Consider the following 15,506-nt stretch of genomic DNA (forward strand, 5'->3'; position numbering starts at 1 on the left):
GCACCGTGTTGCAATACTTTGTATGCAACATAAGGATCATGAACAAGATCGGCGGGAAAAATGACTGAAACGAATGCCCTGCACACTGTTGCCGAAAAACCCGCCACTGCTGAAGTACCGGCGGTTGCGCAGCCGTGGGAAGAGGTTCAGCCGGAAACCTTCATGATGTTGCGGCTGGCACCGCTGCAGACGGACCGGGCCACCGGCGCCCGTCCCCTGCGATTCGTGCAGCTCGGTCGAGCCGAGCGCCACAGCAAGGAACTGAGCCTGCTGCGCCTGGCCATTCAGCTGCCAGGACAACGGGTTCGGCGCGAACAGAATCATCTGGACGTCTGGGTCGACCACGAGAAGCGCCTGGTGCGTATGGGGCCAGACTCCGGCTTGCAGATCGAACCGTGGAACCGCGGCATCGGTCGTTTCCTGGCCGCCCAAGGCATTCTTTGGGCGCAGAAGAAATGGTCGACGTACAAGATTGAAAGCGTGGCGCTGGCCAGTAAAGACGGCCTGAACGAAGACACCCGACTGCGCCGCGACCACTTTTTGCGCACCCAGGGTTTCGAAGTCGTCTACGCCGATGCGCAGCATATGAAAGGCAGCGTCAAGGATGTCCAGGTCGGCAACCTGCACAGCACCTGGAATATCGAAAAAATTCAGATCATCGAAATCCTCGAAGCCTCGCAAATGCTGGAGAACGCCGAGAAAAAGATGATCGAGCAGGAAGTGCTGATTCGCCAGCACGAAGACCGGGTGGCCAAATACAAGCGCGAGGACAGCAGCCTGCGCTTCACGATTGCCTGCCTGGTAACCTTCGCGGTATTCCAGGCAGGGTTGCTGATCTGGATTGCGACGCATCGGTAACCGGCATTCACCAATGCCGGAAATGAAAACCTGTGCCGACTGTGCACGAATCGGGTAGGAGGGGACTTGTCCCCGATGGGGTCTGCGCCGAAGCCATCGGGGACAAGTCCCCTCCTACCCGATCCTTAGGCGCTACGTTCACATCCGCGTTTCAAACAACGCCTGATGATCCCGGCACTGGGCGGCGGTCAGCATGAACACGCCATGCCCGCCCCGCAGGAAGTCCAGCCAGGCGAAGTCCACTTCCGGGTACAGCGCCTGCACATGAACCTGGCTGTTACCGACCTCGACGATCAACAAGCCCTTGTCGGTCAAATGATCGGCTGCCTGGCTGAGCATGCGCCGGACCAGATTCAAGCCATCACTGCCGCAGGCCAGAGCCAGTTCCGGCTCGTGCTGGTATTCGTCAGGCATATCGGCGAAATCTTCGGCGTCGACATAAGGCGGATTGGAGACGATCAGGTCGAAGCGCTGCCCCGGCAAACCATCGAAACCATCGCCCTGCACGGTGTACACGCGAGTGTCCACGCCATGGCGCTCGATGTTCTGATTGGCGACTTCCAGCGCTTCGTAGGACAGATCCGCAAGCACCACTTCGGCGTCCGGAAATACGTCGGCGCAGGCAATGCCGATGCAACCGGAGCCTGTGCACAGGTCGAGAATCCGCGCCGGTTCGTCGGGCAGCCAGGGCGCAAAGCGATTTTCGATCAGCTCGGCAATGGGTGAGCGTGGAATCAACACGCGATCATCGACAATGAAAGACATCCCGCAGAACCAGGCTTCGCCGAGCAGATAAGGCGTCGGGATGCGCTCGTCGACGCGGCGCATGATCAAGCGTTGTAGGAGCGCAATCTCATCGACTTCAAGGCGGCAATCCAGATAGCTGTCAGCAATTTCCCAAGGCAGGTGTACGGCACCCAGCACCAGTTGCCGGGCTTCATCCCACGCGTTATCGGTGCCATGCCCGAAAAACAGGTCTTCTTCGTGAAAGCGACTGACCGCCCAACGGATATGGTCGCGCAGCGTACGCAAGCGGGATGTGATCACTTCAGACAACTCCTTGAGAAAACGACGGGGGATTCTAACAGACGATGCCGTGACGCCGTGAAACCGTATCGGGCCATCGTTTGCGCTGCACTTTATGTATCTCGGCAAAACAATCAAGGCATACTGCCATTATTCAGCTGAAAACAGCCCTACAGCCCAGCAAAACCGTTAGTTGTCATCGTTGCCATTCCCAGAACCGCTCAGCCGGAGGAGAATGTCGCAAAAGCCCCACCTGAAGGAGCCCCAGATGTCAGATCCAAAGACCATGTTTCAACTCAGCGGCCGTGGTTATGCACCCGCCACTTTGAGTAATGCCACCCTGATTATCATCGACGCCCAGAAAGAATATGTCAGTGGTCCACTGGCACTTAGCGGGATCGATGAAGCCGTCGCCAATATTTGCCTGTTGGTAGCGGCTGCCCGCGCTGCAAAATGCCCGATCGTGCATATCCGCCACCTCGGCACCGTCGGCGGCCTGTTTGACCCACAAGGCGAGCGCGGCGAATTCCTGCCCTCGTTGCTGCCCCATGATGGCGAACGCGTCGTCGAAAAGCGCCTTCCCAATGCCTTCAATGGCACCGGTCTTGACGATCTGTTGCAGAGCCTTGGTCATCTGGACCTGATCGTGTGCGGCTTCATGAGCCATTCGAGCATCAGCACCACGGTCCGCGCGGCCAAGGACTATGGCTATCGCTGCACACTGGTCGACGACGCCTGCGCAACCCGCGACCTGCCAAGCCCTGAAGGCGTCGTCAGCGCTCGGGTCGTGCATCGCACCGAAATGGCCATCATGAACGACAACTTCGCCACACTGGCCTTGACCAAAGACTTGATCTGAGGCGCTTGAGCATCAGGAATCGATCCACCGTCACCCTGCGCCACTGGTGCGCCGGAGCATCTCAGGACGGTTCCTGAAGCAATGCCTGCACCCCCTGCGAACATGTGATCTACTTCTCATAACCGCCTATCCATTAATCACCCGCATTTGCCTCTGAGCCCGTTGTGGCGGGAACCACCGGTTCATATCCGGGTCAGAGCGCCGATACACCTGGAGGAAATCGGAATGAAAATATCCGATGGTTTCGACGCCCGTCGCCTGCGCCCCAAAGGGCAAGGGAACTGGGGTGTGCGTATTGGTTCTGCGATTGCTGCCTTGCTGGCGACGCTGGGCGTTTTGCTGACCATGGCGGGTGTGTCCAGTCTCATCGGGCATCCCCAGGCATTGGGCGAACTCAATGCCAGCCCGGTCGGCGCGGCATTCATCGTGGCTGGCGGCTTGCTGGTGCTGTATCTCGGCATCTGGTTGTGGAGGCGCTGCCGTTTGAGTCGGCGCCGGGCAAAGGGGTTGAATATGTCCCCGCACCTGATGAAAAAACACGACTGATGGCTGCAGCGTTTTTTCTCGACACGAGTTTAGTCAACCCGAGCACCCCGCGACTTGGTTAAACTAGCCCTCTTCGCGGAGGCACCATGCAAGACGACGACTTTTCCCTGTTCCGAAACGAGACGCGCGGCGTCAAGCCCATCAAGCATGAACATGCGGATGTGGGCAAACCCAAGACCGATCGTAAACTTCTGGCCAGGCTGCGCCAGTCGGCAACCGTGCGCACCGATTCGGTGACCGTTGACGGGCTGTCTGATCAATTCGTGATTGATGTGGGCCCCGAGGACGTGCTGAGCTGGTCAAGGGACGGTGTACAGGAAGGTCAGATGCGCAAGCTCAAGCTGGGTCAGATCAGCTTCGAGGGCAGTCTGGACCTGCATGGCATGAGCGTCGAAGTGGCGCGCGAGACCTTGTGGGAATTTCTCGCCGAAGCGACCAAGCTGGAAATCCGCTGCGTGCGCGTGACCCACGGCAAGGCGGTGCGCCTGGACGGCAAGCGGCCGATGATCAAAAGCCACGTCAACACCTGGCTGCGGCAACATACGCAAGTCCTGGGTTTCTGTTCATGCCTGGCCAAGCACGGCGGCGCGGGAGCGGTTTACGTGATCCTCAAGCGGACCATGATGGAAGGCCGCGACGAATAAACCGTCGCAGCCTGATTCAAGCCTTAGCCTGAAGTAACGCAGGTGTTACGGACGGCCGCCTGAGCCGCCAAAGCCCGGGCCACCTTGACCACCGCCGCCGCCCTGGCCGCCACCGTCATGATGACCACCGCCACCACCACCGCCGCCATGACCACCCGGGCCCCAGAACGGGAAGCATCCGGAAACCGTGGACAGTACAGCTACAACCATTGCGACTTTAACTATTCGAGCAAACATCTAATTAACTCTCTATGCGACAGGTATTTGTTACCTGTACGTCAGACAGCGCCAGCACCCATATGTACGTAGCAGCTTGGTAGAGGCCAGGTATCAGGCTTGATACAAAGGCGTGCCGCCCGGCCCGGACCGCGACTTGTCGGCAGCAGGTAAGTTACTATGTGCGCCTTGGCGGGCCGCAAACCCGCGTTTATTGAACCCACACGGAATAAAGCTCTGTGACACTGGAACAGAATTACACCGAGATCCTTGGCCAACTGGGCGAAGACGTTTCCCGCGAAGGGCTGCTCGACACACCCAAGCGCGCTGCCAAGGCGATGCAGTATCTGTGTCGCGGCTATGAGCAAACCCTGGAAGAAGTCACCAACGGCGCGCTGTTCAGCTCCGACGCCAGCGAAATGGTGATGGTCAAGGACATCGAATTGTATTCGTTGTGCGAGCATCATTTGCTGCCGTTCATTGGCAAGGCCCACGTTGCTTACATCCCCAACGGGAAAGTGCTCGGTCTGTCCAAGGTCGCGCGCATCGTTGACATGTACGCCCGTCGCTTGCAGATCCAGGAAAACCTCAGTCGCCAGATCGCCGAAGCCGTGCAGACTGTTACCGGCGCGCTGGGTGTGGCCGTGGTCATCGAAGCCAAGCACATGTGCATGATGATGCGTGGTGTCGAAAAGCAGAATTCGGCGATGATCACTTCGGTGATGCTCGGTGAATTCCGTGAAAACGCGGCTACCCGCAGCGAGTTTCTCAGCCTGATCAAATGATTGCCGCCCTGCCCGACTGCTTTGCGTTCGGGCCTTGGGCAATCTATCCGCCTAGGTTTTTCAGAAGGTTTGCATCATGTTTATCAAGGCATTAAGAGTTGGCCTGGGCCAGCTGATCATCTTCGGCGACTTCCTGACCCGCCCCGGCAAAAAGCAGCGCACGCCGCAAGCTCAGGCAACGGTCGATGCAGCAGCGCACGACCTGACTCTGTATCAGTTTCACGCCTGCCCGTTCTGCGTGAAGACGCGCCGCACCCTGCGCCGCCTGAACGTTCCCGTTGGGCTGCGCGATGCGAAGAACAACGAGCTGGACCGTCAAACGTTGCTCACGGAAGGCGGCAAGATCAAAGTCCCTTGCCTGCGCATTGATGAAGGCGGCAAAACGGTCTGGATGTACGAATCCAAGGTCATCATCGATTACCTGAATCAGCGCTTCGCTGCGGTCTGATACCTCGTTCGATCAGTTCGGGCAACCGTCCTGGCGACAGGCGACGTAAGCCTTCAATTGCTTGACCCGCAACTCAGTGTGCTCGGCCAGACACTGGGATTGCAGCAGCGGCCAGATTGACCCGGAATCCTCGCGTTTGCCCACCTGATACAGGCAATCGGCGTCGCGAAACGCGATCCACGTGACCTGCGCATCCTTGAGCGACTGCTTCTGCGCGGCGTCTTTGAGATAGCTCATCTGCGCCTTGTACTGCTTATTCAGATCCGCATCCAGCGCCGCCAACTGCTTGCCCGCGCAGGCGTTCATTTCGCCTTGGGTGCCATCGCAATCCTGGATCTGCGCCTGTGCCGAACAGCCAATGCCCAAGGCCATGAATGCCAGCACCGCCATCATCGAAAATCGCATGTGAAACTCCTCATCAGCAACTGCCTGAACTCCGGGGGCACGCGTCCCTCGCGGCTAAAGCCGCTCCTACGGTTCCATATTTGCCCCATTAAACACGCATCAATCCAGCATACCCACATATCCCGGTTGCCCCTTGACCCGTGCCAGCCAGTGTTGAATAGCTGGATACGGTGCCAGGTCGAAACCGCCCTGATGGGCCACATGGGTGTAAGCGTAGAGCGCAATGTCGGCGATGGAGAACATCTCGCCCACCAGATACGGCGTGCGCTTGAGCTGTTGTTCCATCACGGCCAGGGCGCGATAACCGGCCTTCTGCAAGGAGCGGTATTCAGCGAGCCGTTCCTCGGGCAGGCCCAGATAGAACTGAATAAAGCGCGCAACCGCAATACATGGCTCGTGGCTGTATTGCTCGAAGAACTGCCATTGCAAAACCTGAGTGCGCAAGCGCGGCTCGGCCGGCAGGAAATGGCTGCCATCGGCGAGGAAATTGAGGATCGCATTGGATTCCCACAGACAAGTGCCGTCCTCAAGCTCCAGGACCGGAATCTTGCCATTGGGATTTTTTTCCAGAAACGCCGGCGTCTGGGTCTCGCCGCTGAGGATGTCCACCGGAATCCATTGATACGCGATGCCCAGCAGGCTGAGCATCAGCTTGATCTTGTAGCAGTTGCCCGAGTTGTAATCGCCATAAACCTTGTACATCACTGCTCTCCTTTCACTGCTTGTCCTGATTGCCCTTAAGCCGCTTGTTGCTGCTGAGCCATTCGCACCACCGCCGCCAGTCGCTTCAGGCCTTCGCCGAGGCGGGTCGGGTCGATGTGGCTGAAGTTCAAACGCAGATAGCCATGATTGGCATCCGGGTCGGCAAAAAACGGCTCGCCGGGCATAAACGCAACATCCTGTGCCAACGCTTCATTGAGCAAGGTGCGAGTATCCAACGGTTGCCGCAAAGTCAGCCAGAAAAACAATCCGCCTTGCGGGTTGTTCCAGTCGGCCAGATCGCCGAAATGCTCTTGCAGGGCGGCTTCGAATGCATCACGACGCCCACGATAGAAGTCCTGCAATTGCAGCAAATGCTTGCGGTAGTGCTCGGTGCCGATCCATTGCAGCGCCTGCCATTGGCCCAACCGATTGGTGTGCAGGTCGGCTGACTGCTTCAAGCGCAGCAGATGGGGAAACAGGTCAGGACTGGCAATCAGATAACCGACGCGCAAGCCTGGCAACAAGGTTTTCGACACGGTACCAGTGTAGATCCAGCTGGCTTTTTTCAGGCGACTGGCAATCGGTCGTGCGCTGCCACCGTCGAAGGTCAGGTCACGATACGGCTCGTCTTCGATCAACGTCACGCCGAACTCATCAAGCAGCGCCGCGACCGTTTCGCGACTGGCCTCGCTGTAACGCACTGCAGACGGGTTCTGGAACGTCGGAATCAGGTAGGCAAACGCTGGCTTGTGCTGCTCCAGGCGCTGACGCAGCGCAAGCAGATCCGGGCCGTCGGCCTGCAACGGTACGGTCAGGCAGTCAGCACCGAACAGCTGGAATATCTGCAGCGCAGCCAGGTAAGTCGGCGCTTCCAGGACGATTTCCGTGCCTTTATCGATGTATAGCTTGGCGGCCAGATCCAGGGTTTGTTGCGAACCGCTGACGATCAATACCTGGCTCGCATCGCAGCGCAGACCGATGGCGCGGGCTTCATCAGCCAGGGCTTCGCGCAACTCGGGCTCACCTTCGCTCATGCCGTATTGGCCCAACGCCACAGGCATGTCGGCCCACTCCACACGGGGCAGCATGGCTTCGGCAGGCAGACCGCCAGCAAACGACATGACTTCCGGGCGCTGCGCTGCCGCGAGAATTTCACGAATCAAGGAGCTTTTCAGGCGGGAAACGCGTTCGGAGAATGCCATGGAGATCACCGGTAGCCGATATAAATGGAAATAAGTCAAACTGGTTGACCGAAATTACGATATCGCAACCGGATACGTCAATATGCTTGACCTTAAAAATCCCGCCACGCAGCAAGCCGCCATGGAAGCTTTTTTCTTCGGCTATCAGGCCTTCACTGCCAAGGCGGACGAAATGCTGGAGCGGCGCGGCTGCAGCCGGGTGCATCAACGCATCGTATTTTTTATCGCGCGCTACCCCGGTTTGAGCGTGACGGAGTTGCTCAGTGTGCTGGGGGTCAGCAAGCAAGCGCTGAATGCGCCTTTACGCCAGCTGGTTGCCATGGATCTGGTGCAAAGCGCCGCGCCGGACAGCGACAAACGCAAGCGCTTGTTGGCACTGACCCCCGAAGGCATAAAGTTTGAACAGGCGCTGCGCCGCGAGCAGGTCAAACTTTTACAACGGGTATTTCGCGAGGCGGGCCAGGAAGCAGTGGACGGTTGGTTGGCGGTGAATGAGGCGCTGGGACAAACCCGGCAAAGCCTGGCGAAACCTGTCGCGGGACATGAAGAACCCATTTAATGAGCGCTGTATGAGCGGTTTTCAGCACACCCGTACAACGCTTCACTTTTGCTATGTTTTAGCTAACTGTACTTGCGTTTGTGCAGCTGGCTGTATCGCAACGCCTTGTAACGACTACGTTTAGGCTTGGCGCCTGATTTCGCGCAAGGAATGTCCGATGACCGACACCACACAAGCCCCGTTACGCCCGCTGGCGGACTCTTCCGCGTCAGCCATTGTGGCCGGGTTTATTGCCATGATGACGGGCTGCACCAGCTCGCTGGTCTTGATGTTTCAGGCCGGTCAGGCAGCAGGCCTGACCACGGCGCAGATTTCTTCGTGGATCTGGGCGCTGTTCATGGGCATGGCGGTGTGCAGCATCGGCCTGTCGCTGCGTTACCGCACACCGATCACTGTCGCCTGGTCGACGCCCGGCGCAGCATTGCTGGTCACCAGCCTGGGCGGCGTGGCCTACCCCGAAGCGATCGGCGCCTTTATCACCTGCGCGGTGCTGGTGATGATCTGCGGTTTGACCGGCAGCTTCGAACGCCTGGTCAAACGCTTGCCGGCATCACTGGCCGCGGCATTGCTGGCCGGAATCCTGTTCAAGATCGGCAGCGAAATTTTCATCGCCGCTCAGCACCGCACAGCGCTGGTGCTGGGCATGTTCTTCACTTACCTGATCGTCAAACGCCTTTCGCCGCGCTATGCCGTACTGGGCGCGCTGTTGGTGGGCGTCGCGCTGGCCGGTTTGCTGGGTCTGTTGGATTTCAGCGGGTTCGCCCTGGAAGTCGCCCTGCCGGTCTGGACCACGCCTGAATTTTCCCTTGCCGCGACGATCAGCATTGGCATTCCGTTGTTCGTCGTTGCCATGACCTCGCAGAACATGCCGGGTATCGCCGTGCTGCGCGCCGACGGCTATCAGGTGCCCGCCTCGCCGCTGATTTCCGCCACCGGCATTGCATCCCTGATCCTCGCGCCGTTCGGCTCTCACGGGATCAATCTTGCGGCGATCAGCGCGGCAATCTGCACCGGCCCTCATGCCCATGAAGATCGGGACAAGCGTTATACCGCGGCGGTCTGGTGCGGGGTTTTCTACGGCGTTGCCGGAATTTTCGGCGCAACCCTTGCGGCCCTGTTTGCGGCATTTCCCAAGGAACTGGTGCTGTCCATCGCCGCCCTGGCGCTGTTTGGCTCGATCATCAACGGCCTGACCGTGGCGATGAACGAACCCAAGGAACGTGAAGCGGCGCTCATCACCTTCATGGTCACGGCGTCGGGGCTGACGCTGTTTTCCATCGGTTCGGCGTTCTGGGGGATCGTGGCGGGGGTTTTGACGTTGTTGATTCTGAATGGACGGCGGGGTTGAAGGACGGTTTTGTCTGCGAAGACTGTAGGACCGAATTCATTCGGGAAAGAGCCAGCGTGGACAAGGAATTCTTGTGAATACGCGCTAACGCCCTCCCGGATAAATCCGGTCCTACAAAGGTTACCGCGTACGGAAACCCTACAACCTGAAATGCCCCACCATCCCCTTCAACTCCATGCCCAGCGACGCCAGCTCGATACTTGACGCCGCATTGCCGCGCATCGCCAAGGCCGATTGATCGGCGCTGGCGCGGATACTGGTAACGCTGCGGTTGATTTCCTCGGCCACTGACGTCTGCTCTTCGGCAGCCGCAGCGATCTGCTGATTCATCTGCTGGATCATCGACACCGCCGAGGCGATGCTGCCCAACGCGCTTTCGGTTTGCAGCACATCGCTGACTGCCAGCTTGACCAGTTCTGCGCTGCTGCGAATCTGCGTCACCGACGCCTGCGCGCCGTTCTGCAAGCTGCCCACCAGACGTTCGATTTCTTCTGTTGATTGCTGAGTACGCTTGGCCAGTGCCCGAACCTCATCAGCGACAACCGCGAAGCCTCGACCTTGCTCACCCGCCCGCGCGGCTTCGATGGCTGCGTTCAAGGCCAACAGGTTGGTCTGCTCGGCAACGCTTTTGATCACGCTGAGCACGGTCCCGATGTTCTGAATTTCCGCACTGAGGCTTTCAATGCTGTCGCTCGCCGATGTCGCCGACGTGGCCAGTTGCTCGATACGTTGCAGACTCTGGCGCACGACGCTCTGGCCGCTGTCGACTTTGTTGTCGGCGGTCTGCGCGGCCAGTGCCGCCTCTTCGGCATTGCGCGCCACATCATGGACCGTGGCGGTCATCTGGTTCATGGCGGTCGCCACTTGCTCGGTTTCCTGCTGCTGGCTGCTGACTTCCCGATTGGTCTGTTCCGTCACCGCCGACAGGGAATGAGCCGAGCTGGCCAACTGTTCGATACCTGCTTGCAGGCCACTGACGATACCGCTCAGGCCTGCGCCCATCTGTTGCATGGCGAGCATCAGCTGGCCAATTTCATCGCGACGCTTGACCGCTGCACTGGCGCTCAAGTCGCCGGCGGCAATACGCTGCGCGAAGGCGATGACACTGCGCAACGGCCCGACAATCAGCCGGGTAATCAGCCAGGACGCAATCAGCCCCACGAACAAGGCGATGATCGACGAGCCGATGATCTGCATGGAATTGGTCTTGATTTGCGCCTGCATGGAGTCGTCTTCAGCGGCGTAGGCTTGATTGACCTGATCCACGACCTGCCGGGCATTGGCGGCCAGTTGTTTGGAAACCTGCGCTTCGCTGGCCAGCAATCCCGTGTATTCGTTGAGCTTGTCGGTGAAATTGACGATGTGCGTGCCGACTTCCCCCAGCACAGTGAGATAACCCGGATCCTTGATCACGCCCTTGAGTTCCTCGGCCAGAGCCTGGGCCTGATCGGCCTGCTCGATCTTGCCGGTCTTGGCTTCCTCGCCCGAGCCCGTCTTGCGGCTTTTGTCCAGGCGCACCCGCGCTTCGTCCATGGCCTGCATCATCAGTTTGGAAACCTGACTGACCTGATTGGCCTGCTCGATGAACTCACCACCTTGCTGGCCTTGTGAATCTTTCAGACCATACGCACCGTCATCGGCCAGCCCGGCCTGCAGCACATCGAGATTGTTGGCTACGCTGGAGACCGACCAGCTGGCCATTTCCAGCGCCAGATCCTTGCTTTGACTGAGGCTGACGAATTCATCGAAAGATTTGCGGTACGCGGCCAGGCCTTGCTGGACCTGAGTCATCATTTGCTGGTTGGCGGGCGACTGGCCCTTGAGGTTTTCAGCGAGGAGATTGAGGTTTTCAACGCCGGCATGCAGCTCTTCAACGATTTTCGGGTCGCTGCGCAGCGCATAATCCTGCTCCAGCAGCCTGACTTTGAGCACGCCGCTGTTCAACGCAGACATCTGCTTCAATCCGTCGAAATGCACGCTGATGTTTTTCAACGACCAGACGCCGATGGCTGCCACCAGAACAGTCAGCAGCAGAACCAGCGCGAAGCCCACGCCCAGTTTTTTCGCCATCCCAAGATTAGCGAATCGTGCTTGCACGGCCGAAATCATAGCGTCGCATCCCCTGTGAATACCTTGGGCACTCTGGCCTTTAAGCAGGCCATTCAATAATCGTGCAGATTCGCAATGGCTCACGGCAGATACAAGTCTTTGCCGACGGAATAATGGCAAAAAGCTACGCTGAAGTCGCTTTCAGGACGGTCTGAGTCGGCGCACAGAAATTCGGTGCGACCGACTATCAAAAAACCTCGAAATGGCGCCCGGATTCGAACCCGTAAGGGGCAACGCTGTACTGATCTGGTGCGACTGAAAACTACCGGGCGGCGGCAGCCACCAGCAGCGTGCCCGCATCGGCATCAAGCGTGGCGTCGGTGCCCAACGGCACTGCGAAATTGCTGGTGCCATGCCCGATGGATAGACCACCCAGGACCGGAATACCCAGCTTGCCCAGACGCTCAGTCAATACCTCGGACGCTGATACTGCACTAAGCCCGTTGCCCGGAAGACTGAATTGGCCAACGGCGATACCGGCCAGACGTTGCAGGATTCCGCAGTTGAGCAAATGGGTGAGCATGCGATCAATCCGGTAGCTCGCCTCGCCCACGTCTTCGAGCAGCAGAATGGCGCCGGTCAGGTCGGGCATGAACGGGGTACCGACACAGGTACTGAGCATGCTCAGATTCCCGCCGAGCAATACTCCCGAGGCACGGCCCTTGATACGGACATTGAAAGTGGGTTCGTCTGCGTTGGCCTCGACCAGAACCGGCTCGGTGTTCATCAGTGTGTGACGCATGCCACTGGTGAACACACCGCCGCGCTCAAGCTGGGTCGCCACCGGTCCGTGAACAGTTGCCAGCCGGGCCTCGGTCCAGAGTGCCGCATGCAGGGCGGTAATATCGGAAAAACCTACCACCAGCTTCGGATCGCGGCGCACCGCCTCAAAATCCAGACGCTGGATGATCCGCTGCACGCCGTAGCCGCCACGGTTGCAGATAACGCCACGGATTTCAGGGTCGGCCAGCGCATCATTCAGGTCGCTCGCACGATCTTCATCGCGGCCGGCGTAGAACGAGTATTGATCCAGCGCATGGGGATAGACGCGAGGACGCAAGCCCCAACCTTGCAACACCTGCACGGCTGATTCGATTTTTTCAGCGGCCACGGGACCGGCTGGCGACACCAGCGCCACCGCATCGCCAGGGCGCAGTGCTTTGGGATGGAGCGTCGGCAAGCAGATGGAAGGCATTCAACTGACTCAGGCTTGAAGTGAAAGGGACTATTCGGAAGCCAAGGTAATGTAGAGCACTCGTGGCGGTTGATCTACATAACTAATTACCGACACGTTAACTGAGTTTGTCCGTCTTGCGCGTCTCTCGCGGTGCCTGGAAGCGCGTGACACCCTTGCGCAGCCATTTCAGAAAGCCATTGGGATCGGGCGCCGCCGGCTTGTTGGTGAGCATAGCCGCGCGGGCCTTGGCCCGGAAACGTGCCAGCCCCGCCAACGCGCCGCGCAACTCGGGATGATCCTTGAGCCAGGGCTCCAGGTCCGCCAGCGCGATGCGGTACACCATGCAATCGGTCAGGGCACTAAAACGTCCCACAGCCGGCGATTGATCGACAAACCCGGTTTCGCCCATCAGCTCGCCGGGGCCCATGCGCCCTGCTTCGACCCAGCCCTCGGGACGCTCGATGGACACCGAAACGATCCCGGATTCGATGATATACAGCGCATCAGGGACGACGCCCGCCGCCAGAATCACTTCATGGTTCTGGAAGGCATTGAGGCGCATGTTGCGCTCAAGCTCGGCCAGGTCAGCGTTGCTCAACATGCGCAAGGCACCGACCGTGTTGAGCACTGCCGAAACACGGGTCGCGGGGCGCACTTGGTCCTGGCGCGTTTCGCTGGCAGCCAGTTGGCGATAGATCAAGTCATGCAACTGGTTACGTACCGCAGAACGACGGTCCCGAGACTGAACGTAGCCGGTGACTTCATATTCGACGCTGCGCAGCCCGGACTTGACGACCACCGCGCTGGAAGCCGGTTGTACCAGCAACTCCCGACAACCTTGCAACGCCTTGCCGATGGCATCCAGGACGAGACTGGGCCGCAGGCGCACTGAGAGCTCGATGCTCAGGGTCACCGCGTGGAAATGATCCGGACGACTGAAATTGACGATCCGCGTCTTGGCGGCCATGGCATTGGGAATGACCGCCATGCTGCCTTCGGAGGTCAGCAAATGGGTCGAGCGCCAGTCAATCTCAATGACCTTGCCTTCAATGTCGTCGACACGAATCCAGTCATCGACGCGAAACGGTTTGGTGGCATTGAGCACGATGCCGGAGAACACGTCGCTTAACGTGCTCTGAACCGCCAGGCCGAGAATGATTGCCACGGCGCCGGAGGTTGCCAGCAGGCCTTTGACTGGCAGATCGAGGACGTAAGCTGCTGCCGCCACCGCTGCGACAAGAAAGATGATCGCACCCAGCACGTCTTGCAGCAGATGGCCCTTGCCGCCAATGCGCGGCGCCAGCAGCACGCTGATGAGGATCGTCAGGGTCCGCGCACCAAACAGCCACCAGGCGATGGACAACGTGGTCGCCAGTACGTGGCGCGATACCGGCAACTCGGTCGGCACCGTGTTCAAGGGACTCAACCCGGCCTGGACCAAACACATGCTGAACAGCAGGAACAATCCCAGCCGCACCGCCATCTTCCAGCGTAACCAACGCTGATCCACCCACTGCCAGAATGTCAGGTCGATGACCAGGATCAGCGAAGCGCTGACCAGCGGAAAAGCCAACCACGGGAAATCCATCGACACGCTCCAGAAAAACCGGAAATCAGGCGCAGCTAAAGCCGATCCGCCTGAAACAAGCCGAGCTTAGCTGATTGAAATCCAAAGCGGTGGGATCGGTTGCAAGAGCGCGTCGTCGTGCAACAAATAAGGGCTTGGCGGGAGGGGACTTGTCCCTGAAGGCAGTGGCTCAGACGGCATTAATATCAAACTATCCCGCTGCCTGGCCTATTGCTTTCGGGGACAAGTCCCCTCCTACAGAGAGATATATTCAGCGCTTCACATCGCCGTCACCCCGCCATCAACCGCCAGCGCCTGGCCGGTGGTGAAGGCGGCGCCGTCGCAGCACAGGTAAAGCACCGCAGTGGCGACTTCGTCGACCTTTCCGATCCGGCCGACCGGATGCATGGTGGCGGCAAATTCGCCTTTCTTCGGATCGGATTCCCAGGCGCGGCGGAACATGTCGGTGTCGATGACCGCCGGACAAACCGCGTTGACGCGGATTTTCTTCTTCGCATATTCGATAGCGGCAGACTTGGTCAGGCCGATCACCGCGTGTTTCGATGCGCTGTAAATACTCATCTTCGGCGCCGCGCCAAGGCCCGCAACCGAAGCCGTGTTGACGATGGCCCCGCCGCCCTGGGCGAGCATCAGCGGCAACTGATATTTCATGCACAACCAAACGCCTTTGACGTTGACGCCCATGATCGCGTCGAACTCGGCCTCGCTGCCCTCGGACAAGCGACCTTTCTCAATCTCGATCCCGGCATTGTTGAAGGCGTAATCAACCCGGCCATAAGCCGCCACAGCGCGCTCCATCAATTGCCGCACTTCGCTTTCCTGAGTGACGTTACAACGCACGAACAACGCGTCGCCGCCGGCTTCGTGAATCAGCTGTGCGGTCCGTTCGCCGCCATTGCTGTCCAGATCCGCCACCACCACTTTCAGTCCTTCGGCGGCGAACGCCAGCGCAGTGGCGCGGCCAATGCCTGCTGCGGCGCCTGTCACCAGCGCCACCTGACCGGAAAACGTCATGCTCATCGGAATTGTCCTTA

Annotated in this window: 17 protein-coding genes and 1 pseudogene; 8 read left to right on the forward strand and 10 right to left on the reverse strand. The window is 59.1% G+C overall.

The window, feature by feature from the left end; all coding sequences use genetic code 11:
* The first annotated feature begins 60 nt into the window (after nt 1–60).
* On the forward strand, nt 61–858 hold the full coding sequence (locus tag AFK24_RS27770) for a hypothetical protein (RefSeq protein WP_065836287.1): 798 nt from the start codon (nt 61–63) through the stop codon (nt 856–858).
* Nucleotides 859–996: 138 nt separating this feature from the next.
* Here AFK24_RS27770 and prmB read toward each other — a convergent pair whose 3' ends face one another.
* Nucleotides 997–1,905 carry a 50S ribosomal protein L3 N(5)-glutamine methyltransferase gene (prmB, locus tag AFK24_RS27775; protein WP_065836288.1) on the reverse strand — a complete coding sequence of 303 codons (909 nt, stop codon included), beginning with the start codon at nt 1,903–1,905 and terminating at the stop codon, nt 997–999.
* A 247-nt stretch (nt 1,906–2,152) separates the two neighbouring features.
* On the opposite strand from prmB, the gene AFK24_RS27780 reads away from it, so the two are divergent.
* The 3 genes from AFK24_RS27780 (at nt 2,153) to AFK24_RS27790 (ending at nt 3,933) form a co-directional block, all read left to right on the forward strand.
* Complete coding sequence (locus AFK24_RS27780; RefSeq protein WP_065836289.1) at nt 2,153–2,743, forward strand: cysteine hydrolase family protein; 591 nt, start codon at nt 2,153–2,155, stop codon at nt 2,741–2,743.
* Between the two features lie 225 nt (nt 2,744–2,968).
* On the forward strand, nt 2,969–3,289 hold the full coding sequence (locus AFK24_RS27785) for a hypothetical protein (protein WP_065836290.1): 321 nt from the start codon (nt 2,969–2,971) through the stop codon (nt 3,287–3,289).
* An 86-nt stretch (nt 3,290–3,375) separates the two neighbouring features.
* Nucleotides 3,376–3,933 (forward strand): Smr/MutS family protein, encoded by a 558-nt coding sequence (locus AFK24_RS27790; protein WP_065836291.1) that lies wholly within the window; start codon nt 3,376–3,378, stop codon nt 3,931–3,933.
* A 45-nt stretch (nt 3,934–3,978) separates the two neighbouring features.
* Here AFK24_RS27790 and AFK24_RS30325 read toward each other — a convergent pair whose 3' ends face one another.
* Complete coding sequence (locus AFK24_RS30325) at nt 3,979–4,170, reverse strand: hypothetical protein (protein WP_139110586.1); 192 nt, start codon at nt 4,168–4,170, stop codon at nt 3,979–3,981.
* A gap of 218 nt (nt 4,171–4,388) precedes the next feature.
* Here AFK24_RS30325 and folE point away from each other — a divergent pair, with 218 nt between their 5' ends.
* Both folE and AFK24_RS27800 read left to right on the forward strand, forming a co-directional pair.
* Entirely contained in the window at nt 4,389–4,934 is a 546-nt protein-coding gene (folE, locus tag AFK24_RS27795; RefSeq protein WP_065836292.1) for a GTP cyclohydrolase I FolE, read from the forward strand.
* Nucleotides 4,935–5,010: 76 nt separating this feature from the next.
* Nucleotides 5,011–5,382 carry a glutathione S-transferase N-terminal domain-containing protein gene (locus AFK24_RS27800; RefSeq protein ID WP_065836293.1) on the forward strand — a complete coding sequence of 124 codons (372 nt, stop codon included), beginning with the start codon at nt 5,011–5,013 and terminating at the stop codon, nt 5,380–5,382.
* A 12-nt stretch (nt 5,383–5,394) separates the two neighbouring features.
* On the opposite strand, the gene AFK24_RS27805 is transcribed toward AFK24_RS27800, so the two are convergent.
* The 3 genes from AFK24_RS27805 to AFK24_RS27815 form a co-directional block, all read right to left on the reverse strand.
* Nucleotides 5,395–5,787, reverse strand: a complete 393-nt coding sequence (locus tag AFK24_RS27805; protein WP_065836294.1) for a lysozyme inhibitor LprI family protein — start codon at nt 5,785–5,787, stop codon at nt 5,395–5,397.
* A gap of 99 nt (nt 5,788–5,886) precedes the next feature.
* Nucleotides 5,887–6,489 (reverse strand): glutathione S-transferase family protein, encoded by a 603-nt coding sequence (locus AFK24_RS27810; RefSeq protein WP_065836295.1) that lies wholly within the window; start codon nt 6,487–6,489, stop codon nt 5,887–5,889.
* A 35-nt stretch (nt 6,490–6,524) separates the two neighbouring features.
* Nucleotides 6,525–7,691 carry a PLP-dependent aminotransferase family protein gene (locus tag AFK24_RS27815; protein WP_065836296.1) on the reverse strand — a complete coding sequence of 389 codons (1,167 nt, stop codon included), beginning with the start codon at nt 7,689–7,691 and terminating at the stop codon, nt 6,525–6,527.
* Nucleotides 7,692–7,773: 82 nt separating this feature from the next.
* Between AFK24_RS27815 and AFK24_RS27820 the strand changes: the two genes are divergently transcribed.
* Together AFK24_RS27820 and AFK24_RS27825 are read left to right on the forward strand one after the other, a co-directional pair.
* Entirely contained in the window at nt 7,774–8,250 is a 477-nt protein-coding gene (locus AFK24_RS27820; protein WP_065836297.1) for a MarR family transcriptional regulator, read from the forward strand.
* A 157-nt stretch (nt 8,251–8,407) separates the two neighbouring features.
* Nucleotides 8,408–9,598 carry a benzoate/H(+) symporter BenE family transporter gene (locus tag AFK24_RS27825; protein WP_065836298.1) on the forward strand — a complete coding sequence of 397 codons (1,191 nt, stop codon included), beginning with the start codon at nt 8,408–8,410 and terminating at the stop codon, nt 9,596–9,598.
* A 138-nt stretch (nt 9,599–9,736) separates the two neighbouring features.
* Here AFK24_RS27825 and AFK24_RS32170 read toward each other — a convergent pair whose 3' ends face one another.
* The 5 genes and pseudogenes from AFK24_RS32170 to AFK24_RS27845 all read right to left on the reverse strand — a co-directional run bounded on the left by AFK24_RS32170 (nt 9,737) and on the right by AFK24_RS27845 (nt 15,492).
* Nucleotides 9,737–10,618, reverse strand: a complete 882-nt coding sequence (locus tag AFK24_RS32170; RefSeq protein ID WP_430962187.1) for a methyl-accepting chemotaxis protein — start codon at nt 10,616–10,618, stop codon at nt 9,737–9,739.
* Nucleotides 10,598–11,707 (reverse strand): annotated as a pseudogene (locus AFK24_RS32175) (HAMP domain-containing protein); the annotation flags it as partial. The pseudogene AFK24_RS32175 and the gene AFK24_RS32170, both read right to left, overlap by 21 nt.
* Before the next feature lie 262 nt (nt 11,708–11,969).
* Entirely contained in the window at nt 11,970–12,902 is a 933-nt protein-coding gene (locus tag AFK24_RS27835) for a S66 peptidase family protein (protein ID WP_065836300.1), read from the reverse strand.
* 97 nt (nt 12,903–12,999) lie between these two features.
* Nucleotides 13,000–14,472 (reverse strand): mechanosensitive ion channel domain-containing protein, encoded by a 1,473-nt coding sequence (locus AFK24_RS27840; protein WP_065836301.1) that lies wholly within the window; start codon nt 14,470–14,472, stop codon nt 13,000–13,002.
* A 258-nt stretch (nt 14,473–14,730) separates the two neighbouring features.
* Entirely contained in the window at nt 14,731–15,492 is a 762-nt protein-coding gene (locus AFK24_RS27845) for an SDR family oxidoreductase (protein WP_065836302.1), read from the reverse strand.
* Between the last annotated feature and the right edge of the window lie 14 nt (nt 15,493–15,506).

Source organism: Pseudomonas syringae, from assembly GCF_001698815.1.
Classification (GTDB): Bacteria; Pseudomonadota; Gammaproteobacteria; order Pseudomonadales; family Pseudomonadaceae; genus Aquipseudomonas; species Aquipseudomonas syringae_A.

Bases quoted from the DNA above. Each gene is read 5' to 3' on its own strand.
- AFK24_RS27770 (WP_065836287.1), top strand. From the start codon at position 61: ATGACTGAAACGAATGCCCTGCACACTGTTGCCGAAAAACCCGCCACT.
- AFK24_RS27780 (WP_065836289.1), top strand. From the start codon at position 2,153: ATGTCAGATCCAAAGACCATGTTTCAACTCAGCGGCCGTGGTTATGCA.
- AFK24_RS27785 (WP_065836290.1), top strand. From the start codon at position 2,969: ATGAAAATATCCGATGGTTTCGACGCCCGTCGCCTGCGCCCCAAAGGG.
- AFK24_RS27790 (WP_065836291.1), top strand. From the start codon at position 3,376: ATGCAAGACGACGACTTTTCCCTGTTCCGAAACGAGACGCGCGGCGTC.
- AFK24_RS30325 (WP_139110586.1), bottom strand. From the start codon at position 4,170: ATGTTTGCTCGAATAGTTAAAGTCGCAATGGTTGTAGCTGTACTGTCC.
- AFK24_RS27800 (WP_065836293.1), top strand. From the start codon at position 5,011: ATGTTTATCAAGGCATTAAGAGTTGGCCTGGGCCAGCTGATCATCTTC.
- AFK24_RS27805 (WP_065836294.1), bottom strand. From the start codon at position 5,787: ATGCGATTTTCGATGATGGCGGTGCTGGCATTCATGGCCTTGGGCATT.
- AFK24_RS27810 (WP_065836295.1), bottom strand. From the start codon at position 6,489: ATGTACAAGGTTTATGGCGATTACAACTCGGGCAACTGCTACAAGATC.
- AFK24_RS27815 (WP_065836296.1), bottom strand. From the start codon at position 7,691: ATGGCATTCTCCGAACGCGTTTCCCGCCTGAAAAGCTCCTTGATTCGT.
- AFK24_RS27820 (WP_065836297.1), top strand. From the start codon at position 7,774: ATGCTTGACCTTAAAAATCCCGCCACGCAGCAAGCCGCCATGGAAGCT.
- AFK24_RS27825 (WP_065836298.1), top strand. From the start codon at position 8,408: ATGACCGACACCACACAAGCCCCGTTACGCCCGCTGGCGGACTCTTCC.
- AFK24_RS32170 (WP_430962187.1), bottom strand. From the start codon at position 10,618: ATGCTCGCCATGCAACAGATGGGCGCAGGCCTGAGCGGTATCGTCAGT.
- AFK24_RS27835 (WP_065836300.1), bottom strand. From the start codon at position 12,902: ATGCCTTCCATCTGCTTGCCGACGCTCCATCCCAAAGCACTGCGCCCT.
- AFK24_RS27840 (WP_065836301.1), bottom strand. From the start codon at position 14,472: ATGGATTTCCCGTGGTTGGCTTTTCCGCTGGTCAGCGCTTCGCTGATC.
- AFK24_RS27845 (WP_065836302.1), bottom strand. From the start codon at position 15,492: ATGAGCATGACGTTTTCCGGTCAGGTGGCGCTGGTGACAGGCGCCGCA.